Origin of the sequence: Pseudoalteromonas sp. SR44-8 (assembly GCF_014163635.1) — a bacterium.
GTDB classification, from domain to species: Bacteria; Pseudomonadota; Gammaproteobacteria; order Enterobacterales; family Alteromonadaceae; genus Pseudoalteromonas; species Pseudoalteromonas rhizosphaerae.
In genome coordinates, this window is record NZ_JACJDS010000023.1 from 38,337 (window position 1) to 59,403 (window position 21,067).

General features: G+C 40.6%; 18 protein-coding genes. 9 read left to right on the forward strand and 9 right to left on the reverse strand.

Annotation, left to right across the window (positions count from 1 at the left end):
* Window positions 1-13 precede the first annotated feature (13 nt).
* The 4 genes from H5183_RS12885 to H5183_RS12900 all read left to right on the forward strand — a co-directional run bounded on the left by H5183_RS12885 (window position 14) and on the right by H5183_RS12900 (window position 3,167).
* Complete coding sequence (locus H5183_RS12885) at window positions 14-877, forward strand: PA4780 family RIO1-like protein kinase (protein ID WP_145237666.1); 864 nt, start codon at window positions 14-16, stop codon at window positions 875-877.
* Window positions 878-995: 118 nt separating this feature from the next.
* Entirely contained in the window at window positions 996-1,328 is a 333-nt protein-coding gene (locus H5183_RS12890; RefSeq protein ID WP_145237663.1) for a PBPRA1643 family SWIM/SEC-C metal-binding motif protein, read from the forward strand.
* Between the two features lie 161 nt (window positions 1,329-1,489).
* On the forward strand, window positions 1,490-2,383 hold the full coding sequence (locus H5183_RS21820) for a GGDEF domain-containing protein (RefSeq protein WP_259397253.1): 894 nt from the start codon (window positions 1,490-1,492) through the stop codon (window positions 2,381-2,383).
* A 199-nt stretch (window positions 2,384-2,582) separates the two neighbouring features.
* Complete coding sequence (locus H5183_RS12900; protein ID WP_145237660.1) at window positions 2,583-3,167, forward strand: YqaA family protein; 585 nt, start codon at window positions 2,583-2,585, stop codon at window positions 3,165-3,167.
* A gap of 29 nt (window positions 3,168-3,196) precedes the next feature.
* On the opposite strand, the gene H5183_RS12905 is transcribed toward H5183_RS12900, so the two are convergent.
* Together H5183_RS12905 and H5183_RS12910 are read right to left on the reverse strand one after the other, a co-directional pair.
* A complete protein-coding gene (locus tag H5183_RS12905; protein WP_182731862.1) occupies window positions 3,197-5,173 on the reverse strand; it encodes a phytase in 1,977 nt (658 codons plus the stop codon).
* Window positions 5,174-5,413: 240 nt separating this feature from the next.
* Complete coding sequence (locus tag H5183_RS12910; protein ID WP_182731863.1) at window positions 5,414-6,580, reverse strand: hypothetical protein; 1,167 nt, start codon at window positions 6,578-6,580, stop codon at window positions 5,414-5,416.
* A gap of 131 nt (window positions 6,581-6,711) precedes the next feature.
* Between H5183_RS12910 and H5183_RS12915 the strand changes: the two genes are divergently transcribed.
* Window positions 6,712-7,176, forward strand: a complete 465-nt coding sequence (locus tag H5183_RS12915) for a MarR family winged helix-turn-helix transcriptional regulator (protein WP_149980919.1) — start codon at window positions 6,712-6,714, stop codon at window positions 7,174-7,176.
* Between the two features lie 87 nt (window positions 7,177-7,263).
* Window positions 7,264-8,001, forward strand: coding sequence for an RIO1 family regulatory kinase/ATPase (locus H5183_RS12920; protein ID WP_182731864.1), 738 nt, complete (start codon window positions 7,264-7,266; stop codon window positions 7,999-8,001).
* A 44-nt stretch (window positions 8,002-8,045) separates the two neighbouring features.
* Here H5183_RS12920 and H5183_RS12925 read toward each other — a convergent pair whose 3' ends face one another.
* The 3 genes from H5183_RS12925 to H5183_RS12935 form a co-directional block, all read right to left on the reverse strand.
* Window positions 8,046-9,458, reverse strand: a complete 1,413-nt coding sequence (locus H5183_RS12925; protein WP_182731865.1) for a family 43 glycosylhydrolase — start codon at window positions 9,456-9,458, stop codon at window positions 8,046-8,048.
* Between the two features lie 201 nt (window positions 9,459-9,659).
* Entirely contained in the window at window positions 9,660-10,127 is a 468-nt protein-coding gene (locus H5183_RS12930) for a hypothetical protein (RefSeq protein WP_182731866.1), read from the reverse strand.
* Window positions 10,127-11,269: a PepSY domain-containing protein gene (locus tag H5183_RS12935; RefSeq protein ID WP_182731867.1), complete on the reverse strand. Its 1,143-nt coding sequence runs from the start codon at window positions 11,267-11,269 to the stop codon at window positions 10,127-10,129. The genes H5183_RS12930 and H5183_RS12935 overlap by 1 nt, the downstream gene beginning before the upstream one ends.
* A 101-nt stretch (window positions 11,270-11,370) precedes the next feature.
* Between H5183_RS12935 and H5183_RS12940 the strand changes: the two genes are divergently transcribed.
* Entirely contained in the window at window positions 11,371-13,533 is a 2,163-nt protein-coding gene (locus H5183_RS12940; protein WP_182731868.1) for a TonB-dependent siderophore receptor, read from the forward strand.
* Window positions 13,534-13,595: 62 nt separating this feature from the next.
* Here H5183_RS12940 and H5183_RS12945 read toward each other — a convergent pair whose 3' ends face one another.
* The 4 genes from H5183_RS12945 to H5183_RS12960 all read right to left on the reverse strand — a co-directional run bounded on the left by H5183_RS12945 (window position 13,596) and on the right by H5183_RS12960 (window position 16,443).
* Window positions 13,596-14,432 (reverse strand): mechanosensitive ion channel family protein, encoded by an 837-nt coding sequence (locus H5183_RS12945; protein ID WP_182731869.1) that lies wholly within the window; start codon window positions 14,430-14,432, stop codon window positions 13,596-13,598.
* A gap of 35 nt (window positions 14,433-14,467) precedes the next feature.
* Window positions 14,468-15,175, reverse strand: coding sequence for an LrgB family protein (locus H5183_RS12950; RefSeq protein ID WP_182731870.1), 708 nt, complete (start codon window positions 15,173-15,175; stop codon window positions 14,468-14,470).
* Entirely contained in the window at window positions 15,168-15,554 is a 387-nt protein-coding gene (locus H5183_RS12955) for a CidA/LrgA family protein (RefSeq protein ID WP_182731871.1), read from the reverse strand. The genes H5183_RS12950 and H5183_RS12955 overlap by 8 nt, the downstream gene beginning before the upstream one ends.
* 97 nt (window positions 15,555-15,651) lie before the next feature.
* Window positions 15,652-16,443 (reverse strand): crotonase/enoyl-CoA hydratase family protein, encoded by a 792-nt coding sequence (locus tag H5183_RS12960; protein ID WP_182716997.1) that lies wholly within the window; start codon window positions 16,441-16,443, stop codon window positions 15,652-15,654.
* A 298-nt stretch (window positions 16,444-16,741) separates the two neighbouring features.
* Between H5183_RS12960 and H5183_RS12965 the strand changes: the two genes are divergently transcribed.
* On the forward strand, window positions 16,742-17,908 hold the full coding sequence (locus H5183_RS12965) for an efflux RND transporter periplasmic adaptor subunit (RefSeq protein WP_182731872.1): 1,167 nt from the start codon (window positions 16,742-16,744) through the stop codon (window positions 17,906-17,908).
* An 11-nt stretch (window positions 17,909-17,919) separates the two neighbouring features.
* Complete coding sequence (locus H5183_RS12970) at window positions 17,920-21,030, forward strand: efflux RND transporter permease subunit (RefSeq protein ID WP_145237633.1); 3,111 nt, start codon at window positions 17,920-17,922, stop codon at window positions 21,028-21,030.
* Window positions 21,031-21,067 lie beyond the last annotated feature (37 nt).

Sequence of the window (21,067 nt, forward strand, 5' to 3'; positions counted from 1 at the left end):
GTATAAGAGTGTCATGAAAACGCCAAAACAGATTTTACCGTTAATAGAAGACGGTATCGTTGATGAAGTCATCAGCCAATTAATGAGTGGAAAAGAAGCCTCGGTTTATGTGGTTCGCTGTGGCGAGCATATTCGCTGTGCGAAAGTGTACAAAGATGTACAACACCGAAGTTTTAAACAAGCAGTAAAATACCAAGAAGGACGTAAAGTAAGGAATAGCCGCCGCGGTCGTGCGATGGAAAAAGGCTCTAAGTTTGGTCGTAAAGAACAAGAAAACGTGTGGCAAAATGCGGAAGTAGATGCGCTTTTCACGCTTTCTCGGGTTGGCGTAAAAGTACCACAACCTCATGGTTGTTACGATGGTGTACTGATCATGGATTTAGTCACCGATAATGATGGTGATGTTGCGCCGCGTTTAAATGATGTGAGTTTAACTGCTGAGCAGGCAATTGAAGATCACGCTACTATGGTTCATTACATTCGCTTAATGCTATGTGCGGGTATTGTGCATGGTGATTTGTCTGAATTTAATGTGTTAGTAGATAGCTACGGTCCGGTGGTGATTGATTTACCGCAGGCAGTAAATGCGGCGGCGAATAACAATGCGCAAGAAATGTTTTTACGTGATGTACGCAATATGCGCTTGTATTACGGGCAGTACGCACCAGAAATACTCGATACGCGTTTTGGTGAAGAAATGTGGGCTTTGTATCAAGCGGGTGAATTAACAGCAGAAACAGTTCTTTACGGTGAGGTTGCAGATAACCATGCTGAGGCTGATGTTGATTCAGTGCTTGATGAAATCAAAGCTGCATTTGAGCAAATGCAAGAAAACCAAGAGCGAATAAAAGCAGCACAAGCACCTGAAGACGACTAAAGTTTATTAGCTTCATTATCGATTTTAAAGATGCGCGCTAACAGCATTAAATTCTGTTAGACTGCGCAGCCTTTAGCTACTCGCGGTGAGTTGCTTTAAATGACAGTTAGGAACGCAGGTGTCAAAATTTTTCTATCGTGGTAAGCCCGATATTATGGGTAAAAATAATCAAGGTACTTATCAGCCTAAACCGAAAGTAAAACCTGGTAGCGAAGAAAATCCGCTCGTTTTACAGGTGCAAAGCGCTGCACGTGAACTTGAAATAAACGCTATTTTGATAGCTAACGATTTATTTGCAGATATTCGTGTTGATAGTACGCTTGCTGAAGATATTACCCCTTTAGATATTGTGCTTAATAAACCTGTTACTCAAGTTTTTGAAAAAACACCACAACGTAATGATCCATGTTCGTGTGGCAGTAATAAAAAATACAAAAAATGCTGTGGTTAAAATACCTTGTTTAGGTGTGTAAACTTAGGTTGGTGCTGGTGTTAGGAACTTAAAAAATCAGCTCCAGTGATATAAAACGGCAGTTGTATTTAAAAGCTATATATTCATTAGCTTGTGATAGCGTTATTTAATATAGCGCTCACTTAATCAGCGAAACGTGTATGAAATACAGTGATAATAAACTTCAACAACAAACGGCAAAAAACACCTTACAAGCCGTGTTTTCAGCTGTATTTGTAGTTACTCTGTTTTTAATAGTTACCTCGTATATTTATTTCTATCCTGAATTAGATAACAGTATTTTTTTTAATGGTGTACTTACCGACGCAATTAACCTATTAATTGTGGTGGCTATTTTTATCATTGTCCAAAGGGCCAACTTATCAGTTTTTGCTTATGTTAATTTAAGCATCGGTTTATTATTGTGGTCAGCGGGTTTAACCTTTGATCTACTTGATGAAGTGCTGATCCAGCCTTTGTTTATTGGTATTTATGTTGAGGATGTTTTACGTACTGCAGGCATGTTGTTTACTTGTTATGGTTTAAAGTTAACTATAGGCGATTTAACAAGTGTGCAGCAGCAGTTATCAAAAGAGCTGATCACTGATTACTTAACCCAAATAGCGAACCGCCAATTCTTTTATCAATATATGCAAAAAAATCAATCAGCCCCGTATACAATTTTGCTTATTGATATCGATTTTTTTAAAGTGATTAATGATCTGTTTGGTCACGATAGGGGGGATCAAGTACTGATCGAATTATCATCTTTATATGCCAAAGCTTTACCTAATAATAGTGTTTTTGCACGTTTAGGTGGTGAAGAGTTTGCAATATACCTGCCCGGCGATGACCGACCAAAAGCCTGCGATTTAAGTGAGCAATTACTATCACTTGCACATACCATTGAACTTGCTGCTAATCGAACGGTAAGTGTAAGTATTGGTGTGTCATTTAAGGCCCCAGAAGAAGCGTTTAATGAGGTAGTTAAACGTGCTGATCAAGCCTTGTACAAAGCGAAAAATAGTGGCCGTAGCCAATATTACATTGCTTAATCCCTAAGCGATTGATTACAGTAAAATTTACAATTTTAATTGGGGGTTTTTACACTATCAGTTAAATTTATTTGCCTGTTCCTGTTAAATTGTATTAAAAAATGCTTATAAAACAATGTACTTATTAATTATGCAAGGCTGGTATTGAGCTTGCAATATGCTTATAAATATAACTTATAAGCACTACCAAGGTGATACTATGGCTGTTATGCAGCGCTTAAAGCAAAAAACACGACAATTTATTGATTCAAAGCATATGTTAACCAGCATAACGGCGGCTTCATTTTTAGAGTCAACGATAGTTCCTATCCCTCTTGAAGCAGTATTGGTGCCGTTGATGCAAGCGCGGCGTGAAAAGCTTTGGCTGATAGCCTTAATGGCGACTTTAGGCTGTATTATTGGGGCATTGTTTGGTTACGCGCTTGGCTATTACTTGTTTGATGCGGTTGGCGATTGGGTGATCAATACCTTTTCAAATCCAGAGCAGTTTGAACACGTAGAACAACAAATGCAGCAGCAAGGTTTTTGGTTTGTAATAATGTTGGGGATAGTGCCAATTCCTTTTCAAATAGCTATGCTCGCAGCGGGTGCCACCAAATATTCATTAATAATGTTTTTAATTGCAACGACTATTGCCCGCTCAATTCGGTATTTTGGTCTGGCGCTGGTGGTGTATTATGCTGGCAATCAAGCAGAGCGAATTATCACAAAACATAAAACCAAAGCAATGCTTGGCTTAACTGTGTTGGTGTTAGTTATTTGGTGGTTAACAACGGTAATATAGCCGCCAAGTGACGGCTATATTTGTTTAGTTTATTTAGCGTCGCCATGGATAAGTGAATGTACTTGGCGCCAATCCACCAGTTTAAAATTTTGTGGTTGCTGTGGCATACGATTGTAGCCATCTTGCACTATTAATACGCCAAGAGGGTAGCCAGGCAGCGCTTTGGCTGTAACGGTTAAGCCATCGGTTTCTGACACGCCATCAATACCGTTATTTAAGTTTGCAAGAATATTAAACTTACTGACAAACTCAAGGGTTGGGTGTTTTTCACCTTTATTTATACGATACACGACATAACTATCGTCACCTTGGCTAGATACCACTAATAAGCGCTCGTCTTTACCATGATAAATCTCCATACCTTCTACATCATCAACTAGCATTTCATTCACGGATTGCAATAAAATAGGCGCTTGCTGTGAGTCAGGCTCTGCTTGGATAAACCAAATACCAGCGTCTTCCTCGCCAGCAAACAGTTCGCCGTTTTTATCATCACTACTACAACCTTCTGGTTGGCTAGGTAGAGTAAATTCGCGCACCAGTTTGCCCGAGACTTGTTGCTGTTGGCTGGTTATTTTATATTGCTGATATAACCCTGATTTATCATTCACAAATACATAGTCACCAGATTTCGATGAATACATGCATAAGCCATAAATCTCACTCAAATTGGTAGCCACGCTACCTAAGTGGTGTACGCTGTTTTGTATGTCGACAGTGAACAAACTAATGCTATTTTCACTGCGGTTACTGGCTGCAATTAGCGTGTGAGTTGGGTTGTTGATATTACTACTTTGACGAACGTCAACATTGTTAACTCTACCTACGTCAAGGCTTTGAATTTGTTCTCCAGCTAAGTTATAGATCATCAGTCCGCGACGTTTATCGGTGCCAATGATCAAGCTTTTAGCGGCGTCGGTTGGATGCACCCAGATGGCTGGATCGTCTGCGGCATCACCAAATGCTGCAACTGGTGTCGTTTGCACTTTTGCATACACATGTGCTGTTTTTGCAGTGGTGGTGTTGGTTTTTGTCGTACTGGTGATTGGGTCTAAAATTAACTGGCTGCTGCGGTACGCGCCACTTTCATCGTCATACATAATGGCTTGAGCAGTAGTGGCGTTATTATCAATTACCACAGAACCAATACTGAGATCTCCAGAGACACGCCACTTTTGTTGTATACCTTGCTCTGGATTATATCGGTATAGGGTGTTATTGCTGCTGCTAGTAAACCAGAGGCTGCCATCAGTGCTGGTGGTTAATGCGCCAATACCGCTGGCCAGTTCACCAAAGGGAGCAACCATGGTAAGAGGTTGTTTACTCGCTGAAGATTCTGCATTGGCGTTCATTTGCCAAATGCCAAGTTCTTCTTCACTGATAAATAATTGTTGGCTTACATCATTAACCGCACAACCCGCAGCTTCATTTACACCGGCAAATTCTCGGACCGCAATGTTAGTGGTTTGCTCTGTGGCAAAGTTATAAATTAAGGTTTCGCGCATTAAGCCGCGAACATCAGCAACAAAAGCAGAAATACTCCCCGTATTGTGATTGTTAAATAGGCAGACCGCTTCAGGTTTTGCTTGCGGTGCAACAATCGGTGTGTGCTCCGTTAGCTGCCAGTTGCCGTTACTTTTAGTTAGGGTGAAAACGGCAACCAGATCACGTTCATTATCAATACTGGTCACTAAAAAGCGATTGTCGCCAATAGTACGCACTGACAGAGTTTCAAAGTTACCCGCGTTAAGTACTTCGCTATGTTGTTTATTTTGCTCTACTACAATTAAGCCTTGGCTTTCACTGGCTAGTAACCATGCATCATCAAAAAGCCAAGCAGCTTGCGATCCTTGAGCATTATTTTGTTGCCAAAATGGTGTGCTGTTAAGCTTTAGTGTAGTTTGGCTTGGTTGAGTGGAATTAACATCTTGGCTGCTGCAAGCGCCTAATGTTGCTGTGAGTGTTAATATGCTCAGTGCATAAGCAAGTGGTTTAAGTGTTGGCACGAGTAAAGTCCTAAGTTAGCCATGTATGCGATGCAAGCTAAATAACTTTTATGACAAAACCGTGACAAAAGAAAGACTTCTGCAGTGAGAGTAAAGCTATTTAGGTTTCCTTTCATTCAATGCTTTTTATTTTATCTATCTGTTTTTATTGGTTTTAATTTTTAATTGTTAGTTTTAAAATGACCCATTAGGGCATCGCTTTCATGCTGAGCTGATGTGACCCTAAGCATGATATAGCGGTTATTTTTCTGTGATGGTGGTGTGTATTTCTGTTTTCATTTGCGCTAATGCTTGCAGCACGGAACGTTGCCAAATAGCTTTAAATGCCTTACTAAATAAATATAAGAAGAGCAAAGGCATGATAAATAATTTGATGATTAGTAACGACACTAAGTTTAAAAATTCAATAAATAAGCCCTCTAAAGAATTAGCCATATCTGTAATGCCAGTGGTAACGGTATCAACGACTTTGCTAATTAAATTGCCAGAATTACCTGCTAGTTGGTCGTTATAATCATGCAGCTGTTGTTGCAGTTGAGCTTTCTGTTGATATAACGCGGCGAACTGATTGTTGATAGATGCTTGTTGTTGCTTTAACTCGCGCTGTTTTTGCAGTAATGGTTTAGCCTCGGGAAGCTCTGTTAAGGTGAGTTTTTCGGCTAAACTGCGGGTCGTTTGAATGGCGTCAATTTGCTTATTTAATTGCTCAAGCTGCTGTTGGTTATCTGTAATAATTGCTTTTAATTGTTGTTGCTGAACGGCAATAAGTTCGAGTTCATCGAGAGTTGTTTGCTTGTCACTGTTAATTTTTGCGCTCAGTTGTGCTGATAGTGTGGAGGTTGCATTAGCCTGTACGCTAAGTGTGTCAACGGTCTTTTCAACATATTGATTTTGATAATTAATTTCTTCATCTAGAAAGGCTTGGCTGGCAAGCCCAGTTGCAAGTACTACAAATGGAATTAAAAACCGCACTAAAATCAGGCTGGCTAGTAACTTTCCTTTAAGCTGTTTTAAATACCCAAAATAATCACAGACTAAATAACTAATGACGCTGGCGGTAAACAAGGCGCTAAAAAATACCCCTGATGAAATAGTAAATAAAATCCGCTGGATAAACAGTGAGCCTAATGATATGCGCATCGCATCGGCAATGTATTCGGCTAAATCGTTCACCGGATCAAGCAATTGCGCAGGCGCTATGCTGGCTATACCAATACCGACTTCAGCCGATTGCAATAAAGAAATAATGCCGTTAACACTGCGTGCAGAAGCATAAACTAATGATGACTGCACTAAGGTTTGGTCAAGAAAATCCATGATGTAGCTGTTAAATTGCTCTGACCAGCAAAGTAGTAGCAGTATAAGTATGGCAATATACTTGATAACATCTCGTTGTTTACTTTGCATGTATTCCTCAATAACATTAGTTAGCTTGTTCGACGCTACACTAATTAGGTGTCACTACGCAATTATGTTTGATTGAATTATTATAGCTATTAACGGTCAATGAGTGACCTTCACGCAGTTTTTGAGAATTTATGAAAGAGTCCGCTTCACTTGTACAATGTTGTATTGATGATCTTGATCCTGTTCAAGATCTGGGTCGGTTAGTTGCTTATTTACGGTCAAATTTAGTAACTCATCTAGATGCTGGCCTTACGCCAATGGATTTAACTTCGGCGCAATATATTGTTGTGGTGTTATTAGCACGAGGCAAAGTGCATACTTTGGCAGAGCTATGTGAGCATATGGTTTATGATCGTGGCGCGATGAGCCGTTTGTTGTCTCGTTTAGAAGAAAAAGGCTTAGTTGCAAAACAACAATCCGCAGAAGATCGCCGCTCTACGCTATTATGCCTTACTGAAAAAGGCCAACAGCTTTACCCTGAAATACTCCCTATTGTGAATAATATTTACCGCACAGCACTAATCGACTTTTCTGATGATGAAAAAAAATTGTTGGCAAAGCTGTTATTTAGAGCAATTCATAATTTGAAATCGTAAATCTAGCTAAGGGTCATATTGCTGTGAGTGCAGAGATTTGACAATATAGTTGCCTAGGCATTTATATTTAACAAGTCGCAGGGTGTTATGATCGAAGCTACTTTATTACAGCAGTTACAGCAGCAATTTCCAGAACATCAGTTTGCAGCCGAAAATTTAAATGTTGTTCATACCGGACGTTTTGCAAATGCTATTGTCTATCGTTATACCGATCAGCAACTCGATTTAGTCATTAAAGATTTTCAACATAGCCCTTGGTGGGTGAGAAAAACCTTTGCGCCTTTATCGGTGAATCAAGAGTATAAAGGGCTGGCTCGTTTAGCTGGCATAACTGGAGTGAGTGGGCGATTTTTACGATTATCGCCGATTGCTGTTGCCTATGACTATATTACAGGCACACCACTTAAACAGTTATTACAACAAAAAGAAGTGCTACCCGTTAGTTTTTTTAAAGATTTTGAACGACTGGTTGCATTAATGCATCGCCGAGGGGTTGTACATTTAGATTTGCGCAATTTGGGTAATGTGCTTTGTAGTGATGATGGTAAACCGTATATCATCGATTTTCAGTCGACGATACGATACGCGCGATTTCCTCGCTGGTTACAGCAATTTATGCGTGGTGCAGATATGTCGGGTGTTTATAAAGCATGGGCAAAGCTTGCTGATCAACCTCTGCCAGATGCCAAAGCTGATTATTTAAGTAATTTTAATCATGTTAGAAAGCGTTGGATTTTTAGAGGTTACCCGATCCAACGTGCATATATGTGGGGATGTGGAATAGCTACGCAAATCGCCTCCGCTATCATGGAGCGTTTTTTATAAAGCGCGTTATTACACGCTTTATAAATGTTGTTAAGTTGGCTGGTTTAAAATCTTGGCCAACCATTTGAGTCCCAATTTAGTGTGCTGATCAATAGTTTTGGCACACCGTTGTCACCTTTATCATAAGCATGGCGAACCATTACATCGGTATTAAGAATATCTTGGCCGCCAGGTCCGGCCCACTGGCTGTTACCAGCATCTAAAATACTGCCACCACCAGAGAGCATATTGTTGCCATTCTTGTCTAAGTAAGGACCACGAATATCCGTTGCACGCCCATATGCGATACGATAGGTGCTATCGGTTCCTGCGCAACATTTACCAACAGATACAAATAGGTAGTAGTATCCTTGGCGATAGATGATTGTTGGTGCTTCAATGCCACCTGAGCGGCTAGCAAGGGAATAGAGCTCACCAAATGGTTTCATCGTTATTGGGTTGATCCGCATTAACTTGATACCTGAATTCCACGAACCGAATGTTAACCATGGCGCACCATCTTTGGCGACGACTAAATCTGGGTCAATCGCATTGTAGTTATTGCTGTTGGTGGTGTTTATCACTAAACCATCATCACGCCAATTACCGGCAGAGACACTACTTGCTGAGGCTAAACCAATTGCCGAAACACGCGAGCCAAAGGTTGATATTGCATAATAAAGCCAGCTGCGGCCATTGTAACTTTTAAGTTCAGGCGCCCAAACATCAATGCCATCGTGTTCAGGCACATAGTTAGACCACCAATTTAAGCCATTAGGAAAAATTGCTGCCGCATCATTCCATGCTACGCCATAATTTGACCACTTTCCAGCGATGCCAGGCCCAGTTTGAAATATCCACCACGTACCATTTTCGTAACTGATGGTTGGATCGTGAGTGACTAAACTACCGGTTAATGGCCAATGATCCGTTGCGCCATTGGTAGTTGAAGGATCAAAGGGAGCGGGTTCTACGTTGGCGAGTTTATTGAGCTGCCAAAGCTGTGCATCACTGCCATTGTATGCCCATTGGCTGATATTAGCCCCGTCATTGCCGTCAAAGTCATACAGGTCGAGTGCTTTTTGGCTATTGGCATTGATAAAGCTCACATAGCCGTTGCCTTCGTTATTAATTTGCCAATGCTGCGTTGCACCAGCGCTATAGTCATATTGGACTACGTTTGCGCCATCACTAGTTGACCACTCAAAGACCTCCATTGCTTTACCGCTGTTAAGGTTTATTACAGAGTAGTTATTATTTTCAACCTGAGTAATGAGCCAACGTTGGGTATCGTGATTAGTATTAGCCCATTGGCTAATATTCGCGCCATCCGCAGTTGATGCATTGGCGACTTCGACAAATTTGGCGCTATATTTTGATTTTATGGTATAGACACCATTATCGATAGCGAATGCATTATTAAAAAATGGGCTGGCGGCTAAACTAAGCCAGCAAAGTAATTGTGTGGAAAATTTCATTTTATCTCCAAAGTACTGTGTGTGTATGATCCGATAGCTCAAGCAAATTTAGCATTCGATGAGCAGCTCAACGATTAACCTTTAAAAGGTTAATTGTAATACTTTATTATATTATTACTTTTGTAAAGATAAATGGTGATTTAAGTTAAATAAAGGTTGGGTTTGGGTGGGCGTGGGAGCATGTTTTGCTCCCCATTGTTGTTAGTTAATAAACTGGCTTGGAATTTCCCAGCTTTGAACTAGCAATTCACCTTGCCACGTTTGGAGTGTGATCCATGCCTTATCTTTGCTGGTTATTAATTTTGGTGCAATAGCGTGCACATGTTGACCATGACGCGTGCCATGTAAAATACCTTCATCGGCTTTTGATAACTGACTAAGTGGTAAAGGAGTGGGGCCAATATTCATGTAACCTTGGCGTACATCTGCTATTTTTCCTTTATTAAACATTACCATAAAATCTTTAACGTATTCACCATGGTGGCTATAGGGGGGCCCCATATTAAGTGGCATGGGTGCAAGGGTAAACTCTCCCATTGTTTGCTCGCCCCATGAGTCAGGAAATATGAGAATCATTGATTGATATAAAAACCAAAATGGTAAAATTAAAATACTAGCATGTAGTAGATACTTATAGCGTTGCCACCAAGTACTTTTAAGTCGCGCCATTATTGTGCCTCCTGAATATAGTCAGTCGTTAGCAGCTGCGCCTTTGTTGTCTTAGCTAACTTACTACGCCACATCATAAAGCCTGTAATAGACATACCGCTTAAGATCACGCCAAAAATAAACCAAACTAGCTTGGTCCAGATCCCGCCAATTGTGCCGTAATGCAAAGGGTCTGCAATATGAGAAATAGTTTGTAGAGCGTTCATTGATCCGGGACTTTTAGTCTGTGCTAATTCGCCTGTCCAAGGATTTATCGTCGTTGAGAACGCATAGTCATCATAGAAAATAGTGTTGTTCGAGCCGCTGATACTGTACATGCCTCGGCTATGTTCTGGGAACATGATGTAATGAGGTTCAAAGTCAGTAAACTGCTGCTTAGTGAGCTGTAGAGCCTGACTTAGACTGATGGCCGGTACCGTTTTAGAGGTGGGCAAATCAGCTATGCTTACCAGCGGCGGATGCTCTTCAATATCAATTTCGTTATGCCACATAATTGCTTGAGTTAAATACCAAAACCCCGTTAAGCTCATAATGAGTAAAAACCACATAGACCAGACGCCAGCTAAGCTATGTAAATCTTTTAGTAAGGTTTTTTTACCTTGATTAAAGCGCAATTTAGGCTGAGTAAAAGCACGCCAGAAATTTTTATAAATAATCAGCCCGGTGGCTAATGCGCCAAACATGACTATTGCCATTGCAGATACAAGATAATAACCGACGCTATAACCAGCTTGCCATGGAAACAACAGCCAACCATGTAACGCGCGCATAAAACCAATAAAGGTGATGCCTTGATTAACTGCTTGTATTTGCCCTGTGTACTGATTTACGTAGGCAATTGCTTGGGGTTTATTGTGATCTGTAAAAATAATAGCGTTTACTAAATACGGTTCATACACCAATACTGATGTGATATCAGCAGTTGGATGTTGTTGTTCTACTGCTGCTATTAATTCATCGATTGGTTTTGCAGGCAAATTGTTAGGATTACTTGCTCGAGCAGCAGGGTTGGTTAACCAGGTAAGCTCATGACTCACTACAGAGAGAGTGCCTGTAATACAAATAAAACAGAATAAAACCCATACAGGCAATGAGAACCAGCCATGTAATTGAAACCAAAATCGCTTGCTTACTTTAGCCATAGTGAAACCTATTGTTAATGATATTTGTTATCATTCATATTGCATTTCAATAATTGTACTATTAAACTACCTTCAATTTCAATTTGTCCTAAGGAATATTAATGCAGTTAAGTGGAATAAATACACCGTTAAGTATTTTATCTTTGACTCTTCTTTCACTGTTAAATCCTTCTAATGCTGTTGCCGAACAGCATGCTGTGAGTGAAGATCACGATTTAGAAGTTATTACGGTAAAAAGCCAACGAGGTTTGATTTCATACATGAGTGCGTCTGGTGCAAAATCAGACGTGCCAATTATTGAAACTCCGTTGTCTGTTTCAGTTTTAACGCAAGAGCGAATTGAAGATTTAGGCGCACTAACTATTCAAGATGCAATTGGTTATGTGTCTGGTTTATATAATGGTCCATACGGTGTTGATACCCGTGGCGATTGGTCGGTTATTCGTGGTGTGTCGCCCGTACAATACTTAGATGGCTTAAAATCGTTGTATGGTAGTTATAATAATGTTCGCACTAACCCTTATGGATTGTCGCAAATTGAAATACTCAAAGGGCCGAGCTCAGTACTTTATGGACAGGGGTCAATTGGCGGGATTGTTAACTTAGTCAGTAAAAAACCAGAAGCTGAAACATCAGGACAGCTTTGGGGGCAAGTTGGTAATTACTCGCGCAAACAAGTTGCGGGAGATATTACCGGTGCATTAAATGATGATGCTTCATTACAAGGGCGAGTAATTGGTTTATGGCGAGAGAGTGATACCCAAACCGATTATGTGCCAGATAACAGTATTGTGTTTTCTCCATCATTAACTTGGTATGCCACTGATGATACAAAAATAACGCTATTAACTAATTGGCAAAAGAATGAATCAGGCACGAGTACCTCGTTCTTACCTCACTCAGGCACCATTTTAGAAAACGAAAACGGCAAAATTCCATCAAACCGTTTTGTTTCTGAGCCGGGTTTTGATCGTTATGATACTGAGCAAGCGTCAATCACTGCGATTTTAGAGCAAAATATTAATGCTGATTGGCAGTTTAAACTTGCTGCGCGTTACACCGATAGTCATGCTGAGTATCATACGATTTATGGTTGGCCACCTAAATTTTCAGAAGATGGGCGCAGCGTCAAGCGAGTGTCTTACCTTAGCTCCGCTGATTCGCGGGCTATTGCCAGTGATGCCCAGTTTCATGGCAATATAATAACCGGTAATATTGAGCACACAATAGTGATGGGGCTCGATTATCAGAATGCTTATACTGATAACGACTCTGTTTCTGGGCTTGCTGGCACGCTCGATTTATTTAGTCCTGTATACGGTAAAGTAGATAATTTACCAACAGTGGGTGATTTGATTGACGTTCCCTCATCAAAGACTTATCAAACTGGCCTATATATTCAAGACAGCATGAAAATTGCTGATAAGTGGATAGTCTCAACAGCATTACGTCGCGATAAAGCAACAACAAATCCTGAAAACGGCAAAAGTGAGTCACAGTATGCTACCACCGGTCGTTTAGGCTTGATGTATTTATTTGACTCAGGGGTTTCACCGTATGCAAGTTATAGTGAATCATTTGAACCATTAATAGGTCAAGATGCTTACGGTAAAGCCTTCGAACCAAAAACGGGTGAGCAAGTTGAAGCGGGTTTAAAATATCAACCAGCAGGTACAGAGCATTTATTAACAGCTGCGGTGTATCATATCGTTGAGCAAAATCGCACCACCAGCTTACCAGCTGACCAGGTGGGTAATGCAAATCTTATTGACCCTAATGGACAAGTTCAGCAAGGTGAGGTAACTGTTAAAGGTATTGAATTAGAAGCACAGCTAGCGTGGGATACAGTCGATGTTTACGCATCTTATGCATACACTGACGGCTATGTTAGTCAAAGTAATACTCTTGGTGAAGATGGTGCAAAGTTAAGTGCCTTGCCAGATCAGCAAGCATCTATTTGGAGTACTTGGCGACCTGAGTCATTGAACGGCTTTAAAATGGGTTTTGGAGCACGATACGTTGGTGAAACATCAGATGGAAGTGCCTATGTTGAAATGAATAATATAGTTTTAAATGACCCTATTAAAACGGATAACTATACTTTATTTGACGCTATGATTGGTTATGATTTTGATGACTATAGTTTTAGTTTACAAGCGCAAAACTTAACGGATAAAACAGTGATTACATCATGTTTAGCGCGTGGAGATTGCTTCTATGGTCAACGCAGAACTGTAACTGCGAATGTGCGCTATAAGTTTTAAAGCTGTACTATAATTAGTCGTAAAAAGGGAGCCGTCAGCGGCTCCCTTTTTATATACAGCATTTAACTATCAAGATCGTGCTTATTAATAGTAATCACCCGTTGTGGGAATGGAATTTCAATATCCGCACCTTGAATCGCACTATATACGCCACCGTTTACGGCCAGCTTGGTTTCAATTATTTTCGTCGTCGGCACCCAGTAGCGGTAACTAATTGTTACTCCACTTTCAGCAAACCGTTCAATGCCAACTTGTGATAGCGGTTCACTTGCGACTAACTCATGGTCTTTTAATACGTTTTCTATAAGCTCTATAGCATGCTCAGCACTGGCATTATAGGCAATATCAATTTCACCTTTTACTAATGAATAATTAAATGAGTTATGCAGTATTTCGCCAACGATGTGTTTGTTAGGAATAGTAATTTCGACTTTTTCTTCATTGATCAAAATGGTGTAACCTAGCTCAATGGTTTTTACTTGGCCGCTGACATTTTTAACTTCAATCGTGTCACCAACGATAAAGGGGCGGGTGGCAATAATAGCCAAGCCTGCGCCATAATTTGATAACATCCCTTGCAATGCTAAACCAGCACCAAGAGAAGCTGCACCAATTGCAGCGACAAAAGGTGTGACACTTATGCCAATTTTACCTAGCGCAATAATAATGAACATAACGATAAACAATACTTTCACTACATTACTGACAAAATTAGTGAGAGTAATATCAATATTATTACGCGCCATTAAAGCGGCAATCATCTTAGATATTTTTTGTGCCACCCACAAACCAAAAATCAAGATCAACAATGCGCCAACTAATTGCATGCTGTACTTAACGAGGTACTCACTGATCATGGTGTAGTATTTTTCAACTTGTTGGATTTCTGTACTGATCATCTATTATCCATAAATAAAGTGGTTAAACTATTTCATCATAGCAGAGCTTGACTCAAAAAAGGATAAAGTAATGGTACGATTAAAGCGGTAAGTAATGCGCTCAGTGCCATTGCCACTGAAGCAAATGCACCAATACGCGGATGCTCAACAAGTGCGGCGGCGGTGCCTATTGCATGAAATGCAGTACCAATCGCAACGCCTTGTGCCTGATGGTTATAAATGCCCACCTGACGAAGAATAAGTAGCGCGAACAAAGCACCTAATAAGCCGATAAAAATCACCATCGCAGCTGCCAACGAAGCAATGCCTCCGAGTGAATCAGTCACTAATAGAGTAATGGGAGTAGTGACCGATAAAGCGGCAACAGATGCTGCTAATTGTGCAGGCACATTAAATGCAGCACTGAGTAAGGTTGCAACCACAGTGGCATTGATTATGCCCAGACTACAGCAGCCAACAATCAGCAAGAGATTTCTTCGTATATGCACAAATTGTTGATATAGCGGTAATGCAAGCGCAACAATGGCAGGCTCCAGTAAATAGCTTAATAGCTGGCTATGGCTAGCAAATTGCGAATAAGGCAGTGAAAAACTCACTAGTAATATGGCTATAAGCGTAATAGTGATAAAAACGGGATTAGTCAGCGCTTTTAATAAAGGATTGTTAATGGTTGTATTGAGCTTCCTTAACCCTAAAAACAGCGTGATAATTACAGGAATACTTAACCACCATAGATCAATCATGTTCAATCCTGCCTTTAAATACACTGATCACTGCTGCGATAAGCAGTAAGCTGGTCAATGGCACCAAAATGAAAACTGCACTGAGAAATTGCCATTGCAGGGCGATGATTTCAAGGTGTTCGATAAAACCAACCCCAGCAGGGATGAAAAAAAGCGGCATGACATTTAATAATGGCTTAGCACAGGGAGTTAAGTGATGCTCTTTAACTACGTTTGTTAAAAGTAACGTAAGTAGCATTAGCATCGCTAAGAGGGGGGCTGGAAAGCTGCCTTGCAGCCAGTGCATGATTATTTTTGCTATCGCCAAACAACCCAAAATCAAACAGCTGCTGAGTAAATAAGGGAAGATTTTTTTAAGCACTTGGGGTCGGGGATCCATTGATTATTTACTCACTACAGGTCGTATTATACTTCATCATATTTGCTTGTTGAAAACTATGCGACTTATTGCTTAGCGTTGATATTAAGTGAATTTGTTACCAACGTTTACTATTTTGATACTCAATGTTATCGGCGCCTTTGGCTTTTGCAATGGCCTTTTTTGTATTGCTGTTAATAAGCAGACGAATTTGGCTAATGGTTTCTTTTGCTAAAATTTGTCTTCTTGGAGTGTTAAAACTTTGTTGAGTAACGCGTTTTATTGCCGCTAAAGTATCCGGTGAGCGAGCTAATAAGGTATTGATCATTGCTAAACAGCGTTGTTTTGGATCCGCATTTACTTCGGTTATTAACCCTAATTGCAGCGCTTTATCAGCACTAATAGGATCTGCATGACTGGCAAGCCACATGGCATCGTCACGTTTTAGTAAGCTAGGTAGTACAACATTTGCACCCATATCAGGGCATAGTCCCCAGCGCGCTTCCATAATGGCTAATTTAGCATCTGGGTGCACAATCCGATAATCAGCCCCAAGAGCTATTTGCAGGCCACCACCAAAGCAATTACCTTGGACGACTGCGAATACCGGCACACTTAGTGATTGCCAACCCAGCACAACTTGCTGCGCTAAATTACAGTTACCCGGCAACCATTTAAATAGCAACTTGGCAATATTTATGGGACTTTTCATAACGGCAGCAACATCCAGTCCAGCACAAAAATGCTCACCATCACCTTGAATAACGACAGCGCGGATAGTCGGGTCTTTTTTAATTTTTTTAATAATACTTGTCAGCTGTTTGAACATGACAAAATTCAACGCATTTTGTTTATCTTTTCGGGATAATGTAACGAAGGCGATTGCCTGTTGTGTTTCAAAGTTAATCATGTCAACTCCTCTGACCTGTTTCAGTTTAGCTTACGAGTTAATTGAATTGATGTAAAGCGTGGCTTTTTTTGAAAAACAAGCTGTTTTAGAGTCAGTTATTATTAACTTGAGATACAAATGATTACAAATTGGTCTATATTTTTAATCGAGTGGCTTGTTATATAATCAGCCAATAATAGCCTCTGAACGTAACTTGACGTTTAAGGATAATTTAAATACATACATAAAGGTAGTTGCGCAGCTACCAAGGAGATAAACCATGCTAAAAAGGTTCACGCCTAGCATTTTAGGAACTTACATGTCATTAGCGATCAAAGGGGTAGTTGGTACAACATTAATCGCTTTTTTAGCTGGTTGTTCAGATGATAACGCTACCAAACAAGTCGCTCCACCTCCCGCGGTTTCAGTATTTAATGTTGTTACCCAAGAGGTGGGGAATTATCGAGAGTTTGTTGCTCGCACGGAAGCTCATCAGGAAGTAAAAATTCGCGCTCGTGTTGAGGGGGAATTAATTGAACGTCATTTTGATGAAGGCTCATTTGTTGAAAAAGGACAGTTATTACTAAGAATTGACCCAAGTGAATACCAATCCTCTGTTGCTGAAATTGAAGCAGACTTAAAAAGTAAACTTGCTGGCGAAGATGGTGCGTCTCGTGATTTAAAACGCGGTAAAGAAGTTGCTGCACAAGGGTTTATTTCACAATCTGATTTAGATAAATTAACCACTAAATATGAGCAAGCCGCTGCTGCTGTTATTTCTGCAAAGGCCAGCCTTGAAAAAGCAAAATTAAATCTAAGTTACACCGAGATAAAAGCGCCGTTTGCAGGGCGTATCGGTAAGGTTAATTATGACGTAGGCAACATTGTTAGCCCTTCCTCAAATGAATTGGCGGAATTGACTGATGTGGATCCAATTTATGTTAACTTCCAGGTCGAAGAAGGCGATTACATTAGTTATCGTCAAAAACATCAAGATAGTGCTAATAACCCTCAAAATGTACCAATAGATTTATCCCTGCGTTTGCCAAATAACTCGGACTTGGGATCAAAAGGGCAGTTAGATTTTGCCGATACGAAAATTGATCGCAGTACTGGCACTGTTGAATTAAGAGCTACATTCGCTAATCCACAGAACATTATAATGCCAGGCTTATTTGTCACCTTAATTGTTGAAAGTAAAGATAAGCAACTGCAAGCACTTATTCCTCAAGCTGCAGTACAAGAAAATCAACAAGGTAAATTTGTATTAGTAGTGGGTGAAGATAATAAAGTTGCAACGCGTATTGTGCAATTAGGACGGCGTATCAATGCGATGTGGGTCGTTAAATCGGGTCTTGAAGAAGGTGAGCAAGTGATTGTTGAAGGTTTACAAAAAGTACGTCAAGGGGTCGAAGTTAAACCAGTCGAAAAAAAGGTCGATCACACCACAGGTACAATTTCTAGCCAACCAGACGCTGCAAACTAAAGGAAACGCACATGATAAGTAAAACGTTTATCGCGCGGCCTAAATTTGCCCTAGTCATTTCGATAGTGATTACGCTAGCGGGTTTGATTTCCATGGGTTTGCTGCCAGTTAATATGTATCCCGAGATTACTCCACCGCAAATACAGATCACCGCAGTTTACCCAGGTGCCAGTGCGCAAATAGTGGAAGAGTCAGTGGTCAGGCCCATTGAAGAGCAAGTCAATGGTGTCAAAGATATGATGTATATCGAGTCCAGCTCCAGTAATAATGGCACGGCTACGATTACGGTATACTTTAAGGTGGGCACGGATACTGATATTGCTCAAGTAAATGTGCAAAACCGTGTTGCCTTAGCTGAACCGGGGTTACCCAGCGAAGTAACCCGCCAAGGTGTATCGGTTAAGAAAAAATCCAGTTCAATGTTATTGGGTATTAACTTGTATTCTAGCCAAGCAAACATTGATGCCATTTTTTTAAGTAACTATGCAACAAACTACTTAACTGAACCGCTGGGCCGAATTAAAGGCGTGGCATCGGCTGAAGTTATGGGTGAGAAAACCTACTCAATGCGATTGTGGTTACGCCCAGATAAAATGGCGGCGTTAGGGCTGACAGTAGGCGAAGTTAGGGCGGCATTACAAGAGCAGAACACTATAGTTGCAGCTGGTAAGTTAGGTGCGGCACCGAGCTCACCAAGTCAGCAGTTTGAATATTCAATTCAGGCTAAAGGACGTTTAAAAACTCCAGATGAATTTGGCCAAACAATTATTCGTGCTAATCAAGATGGTAACTTTGTACGTTTGACTGATATTGCTCGCATTGAACTTGGCTCAGCAGATTACAGCACTACAGCTAAGTTAAACCAGCAAGATACTGCTTTTATAGTTATTTACCAATTAACAGATGCCAATGCAACGCAAGTGGCAAGTGATGTTAAAGCCACCATGGCAGAGCTTGCTAAGCAATTACCAGATGGTGTTGAATACTCAATACCATACGATACGACAGAGTTTATCAATCGCTCAATCGAAGAAGTGATTGTTACATTATTTCAAGCTGTTGGCCTGGTTGTTTTAGTGGTGTTTTTGTTTTTACAAAATTGGCGCGCGACACTTATTCCAACTATTGCCATTCCAGTATCGTTGGTGGGCACGTTTGCTTTTATGATGGCTATGGGTTACTCAATTAACTTAATCACCTTATTTGGTTTAGTGCTAGCAATCGGTATTGTGGTAGATGATGCAATTATTGTAATTGAGAATGTTGAGCGGATCCTCAAAGAAGAAAAGCTGCCGATTAAAGAGGCTGTCACTAAAGCTATGGAGCAAGTAACCGGGCCTATAATTGCGACCACCCTAGTTTTATTAGCTGTATTTGTGCCAGTAGGCTTCATGCCAGGTATTACTGGGGAGCTTTATAAGCAGTTTTCTGTAACGATTTCGTTTGCGGTATTAATTTCGTCCGTTAACGCATTAACCCTAAGCCCAGCTTTATGTGCCTTATTGTTAACTGAAAAGTCAATGAAACCGATAAAATGGCTGGCGCCAGTTGAAAAAGGCATTGTTAAATCAACCTCCATCTATTCTAAAATTATCCACTTTATTCTAAAACGCTCAGCGAGAATGGCTATTTTTGCCTTAGTTATTTTTGTAGCGGCAGGTTGGCTTGCTAAAAGCGTTCCAACAGGCTTTGTCCCAGCCGAAGACCAAGGCTTTGTATTTGTAGATGTGCAATTACCAGATGCGGCGGCTTCGGGACGCACTGTTGATGTGATGCATAAAATAGGTGACATTATTAAACAAGAACCAGCTGCAACCGATTTTATTGCTGTATCCGGTTTTTCTTTGATTGGCGGGGCGGGTTCAAATAATGCTTTAGGTATTGTTATTTTAAAAGACTGGGAAGAGCGCACCAGTACTGAACTTGGCTTAAAGTCAGTGATTGGTCGTTTGATGGGAAAAATGTGGGCTATGCCTGATGCGCAGATAATGGTATTTAACCCGCCGCCAATTCCTGGTTTGGGTAATAGCGCTGGTTTTGAGTTTCGTCTGCAAGACAGTGAAGGCCGAGATCCTATTGAGTTGGCACAAGTACTTAATGGGCTGGTATATGAAGCGAACCAACATCCAAGCTTGAGTAATGTGTACAGTACTTTTAGAGCAAATGTACCGCAGTACTTTTTAGAGATAGATCGCAATAAAGCTAAAGCTCAAGGGGTTGCATTAAGTGACATATTCTTAACGCTGCAAGCCCAGCTCGGTTCATTATATATTAACGATTTCAATCAGTTTAGCCGTACTTACAAAGTAATCATGCAAGCTGAGAGTGAGTTCCGTAAAAATCCCTCAGACTTGCAGCATTATTTTGTGCGTAACAATGAAGGTGACATGGTGCCATTAACGACACTTGCTAAACTTGAACCAATTCTTGGGCCAACAACCCTCAAGCACTTCAATTTGTATCGTAGTGCGAGTATTAGTGGTCAAGCAGCTGCGGGGTTCTCAAGTGGTGATGCAATAGCTGCCATGGAAGAGCTAGCTAAGCAGTTACCTAATGGCTATGTATTTGAATGGGCAGGGCAATCTAAACAAGAAATTGAAGCTGGCAATATGGCACCGTTGCTATTTGCTTTGGCCGTTCTATTTGTTTACTTGTTCTTGGTTGCACAATATGAAAGTTGGACGATCCCTTTTTCAGTTATAGCAGCGATTCCACTGGCAATGTTTGGTGCAATGTTAGCGTTATACGTTTTGGGTATAGAAAATAATATTTATGCGCAAGTAGGCTTAGTACTGCTTATAGGTATGTCGACCAAAACTGCAATCTTGATTGTAGAATTTGCGATGGAAGAGCGGCTTGCAGGTAAGAGTATTTTTGATGCGGCTCTTAGTGCAGCTAAAATGAGGTTTCGTGCGGTATTAATGACGGCTCTTTCATTTGTATTAGGTGTATTACCGTTAGTATTTGCAACTGGCGCTGGAGCGGGAAGCCGTGTATCGCTGGGTGTCACTGTGCTAGCCGGCATGTTAGCAGCGACTATATTGGGTACTTTGTTGGTGCCGTTATTTTATAGTTTGGTGCAGTCAATGCGCGAAAAAATAAAGGGTACAGCGACTTCATAAGCGTAAAATAAGCTTTGTATAAAAAAAGTCAGGGAAA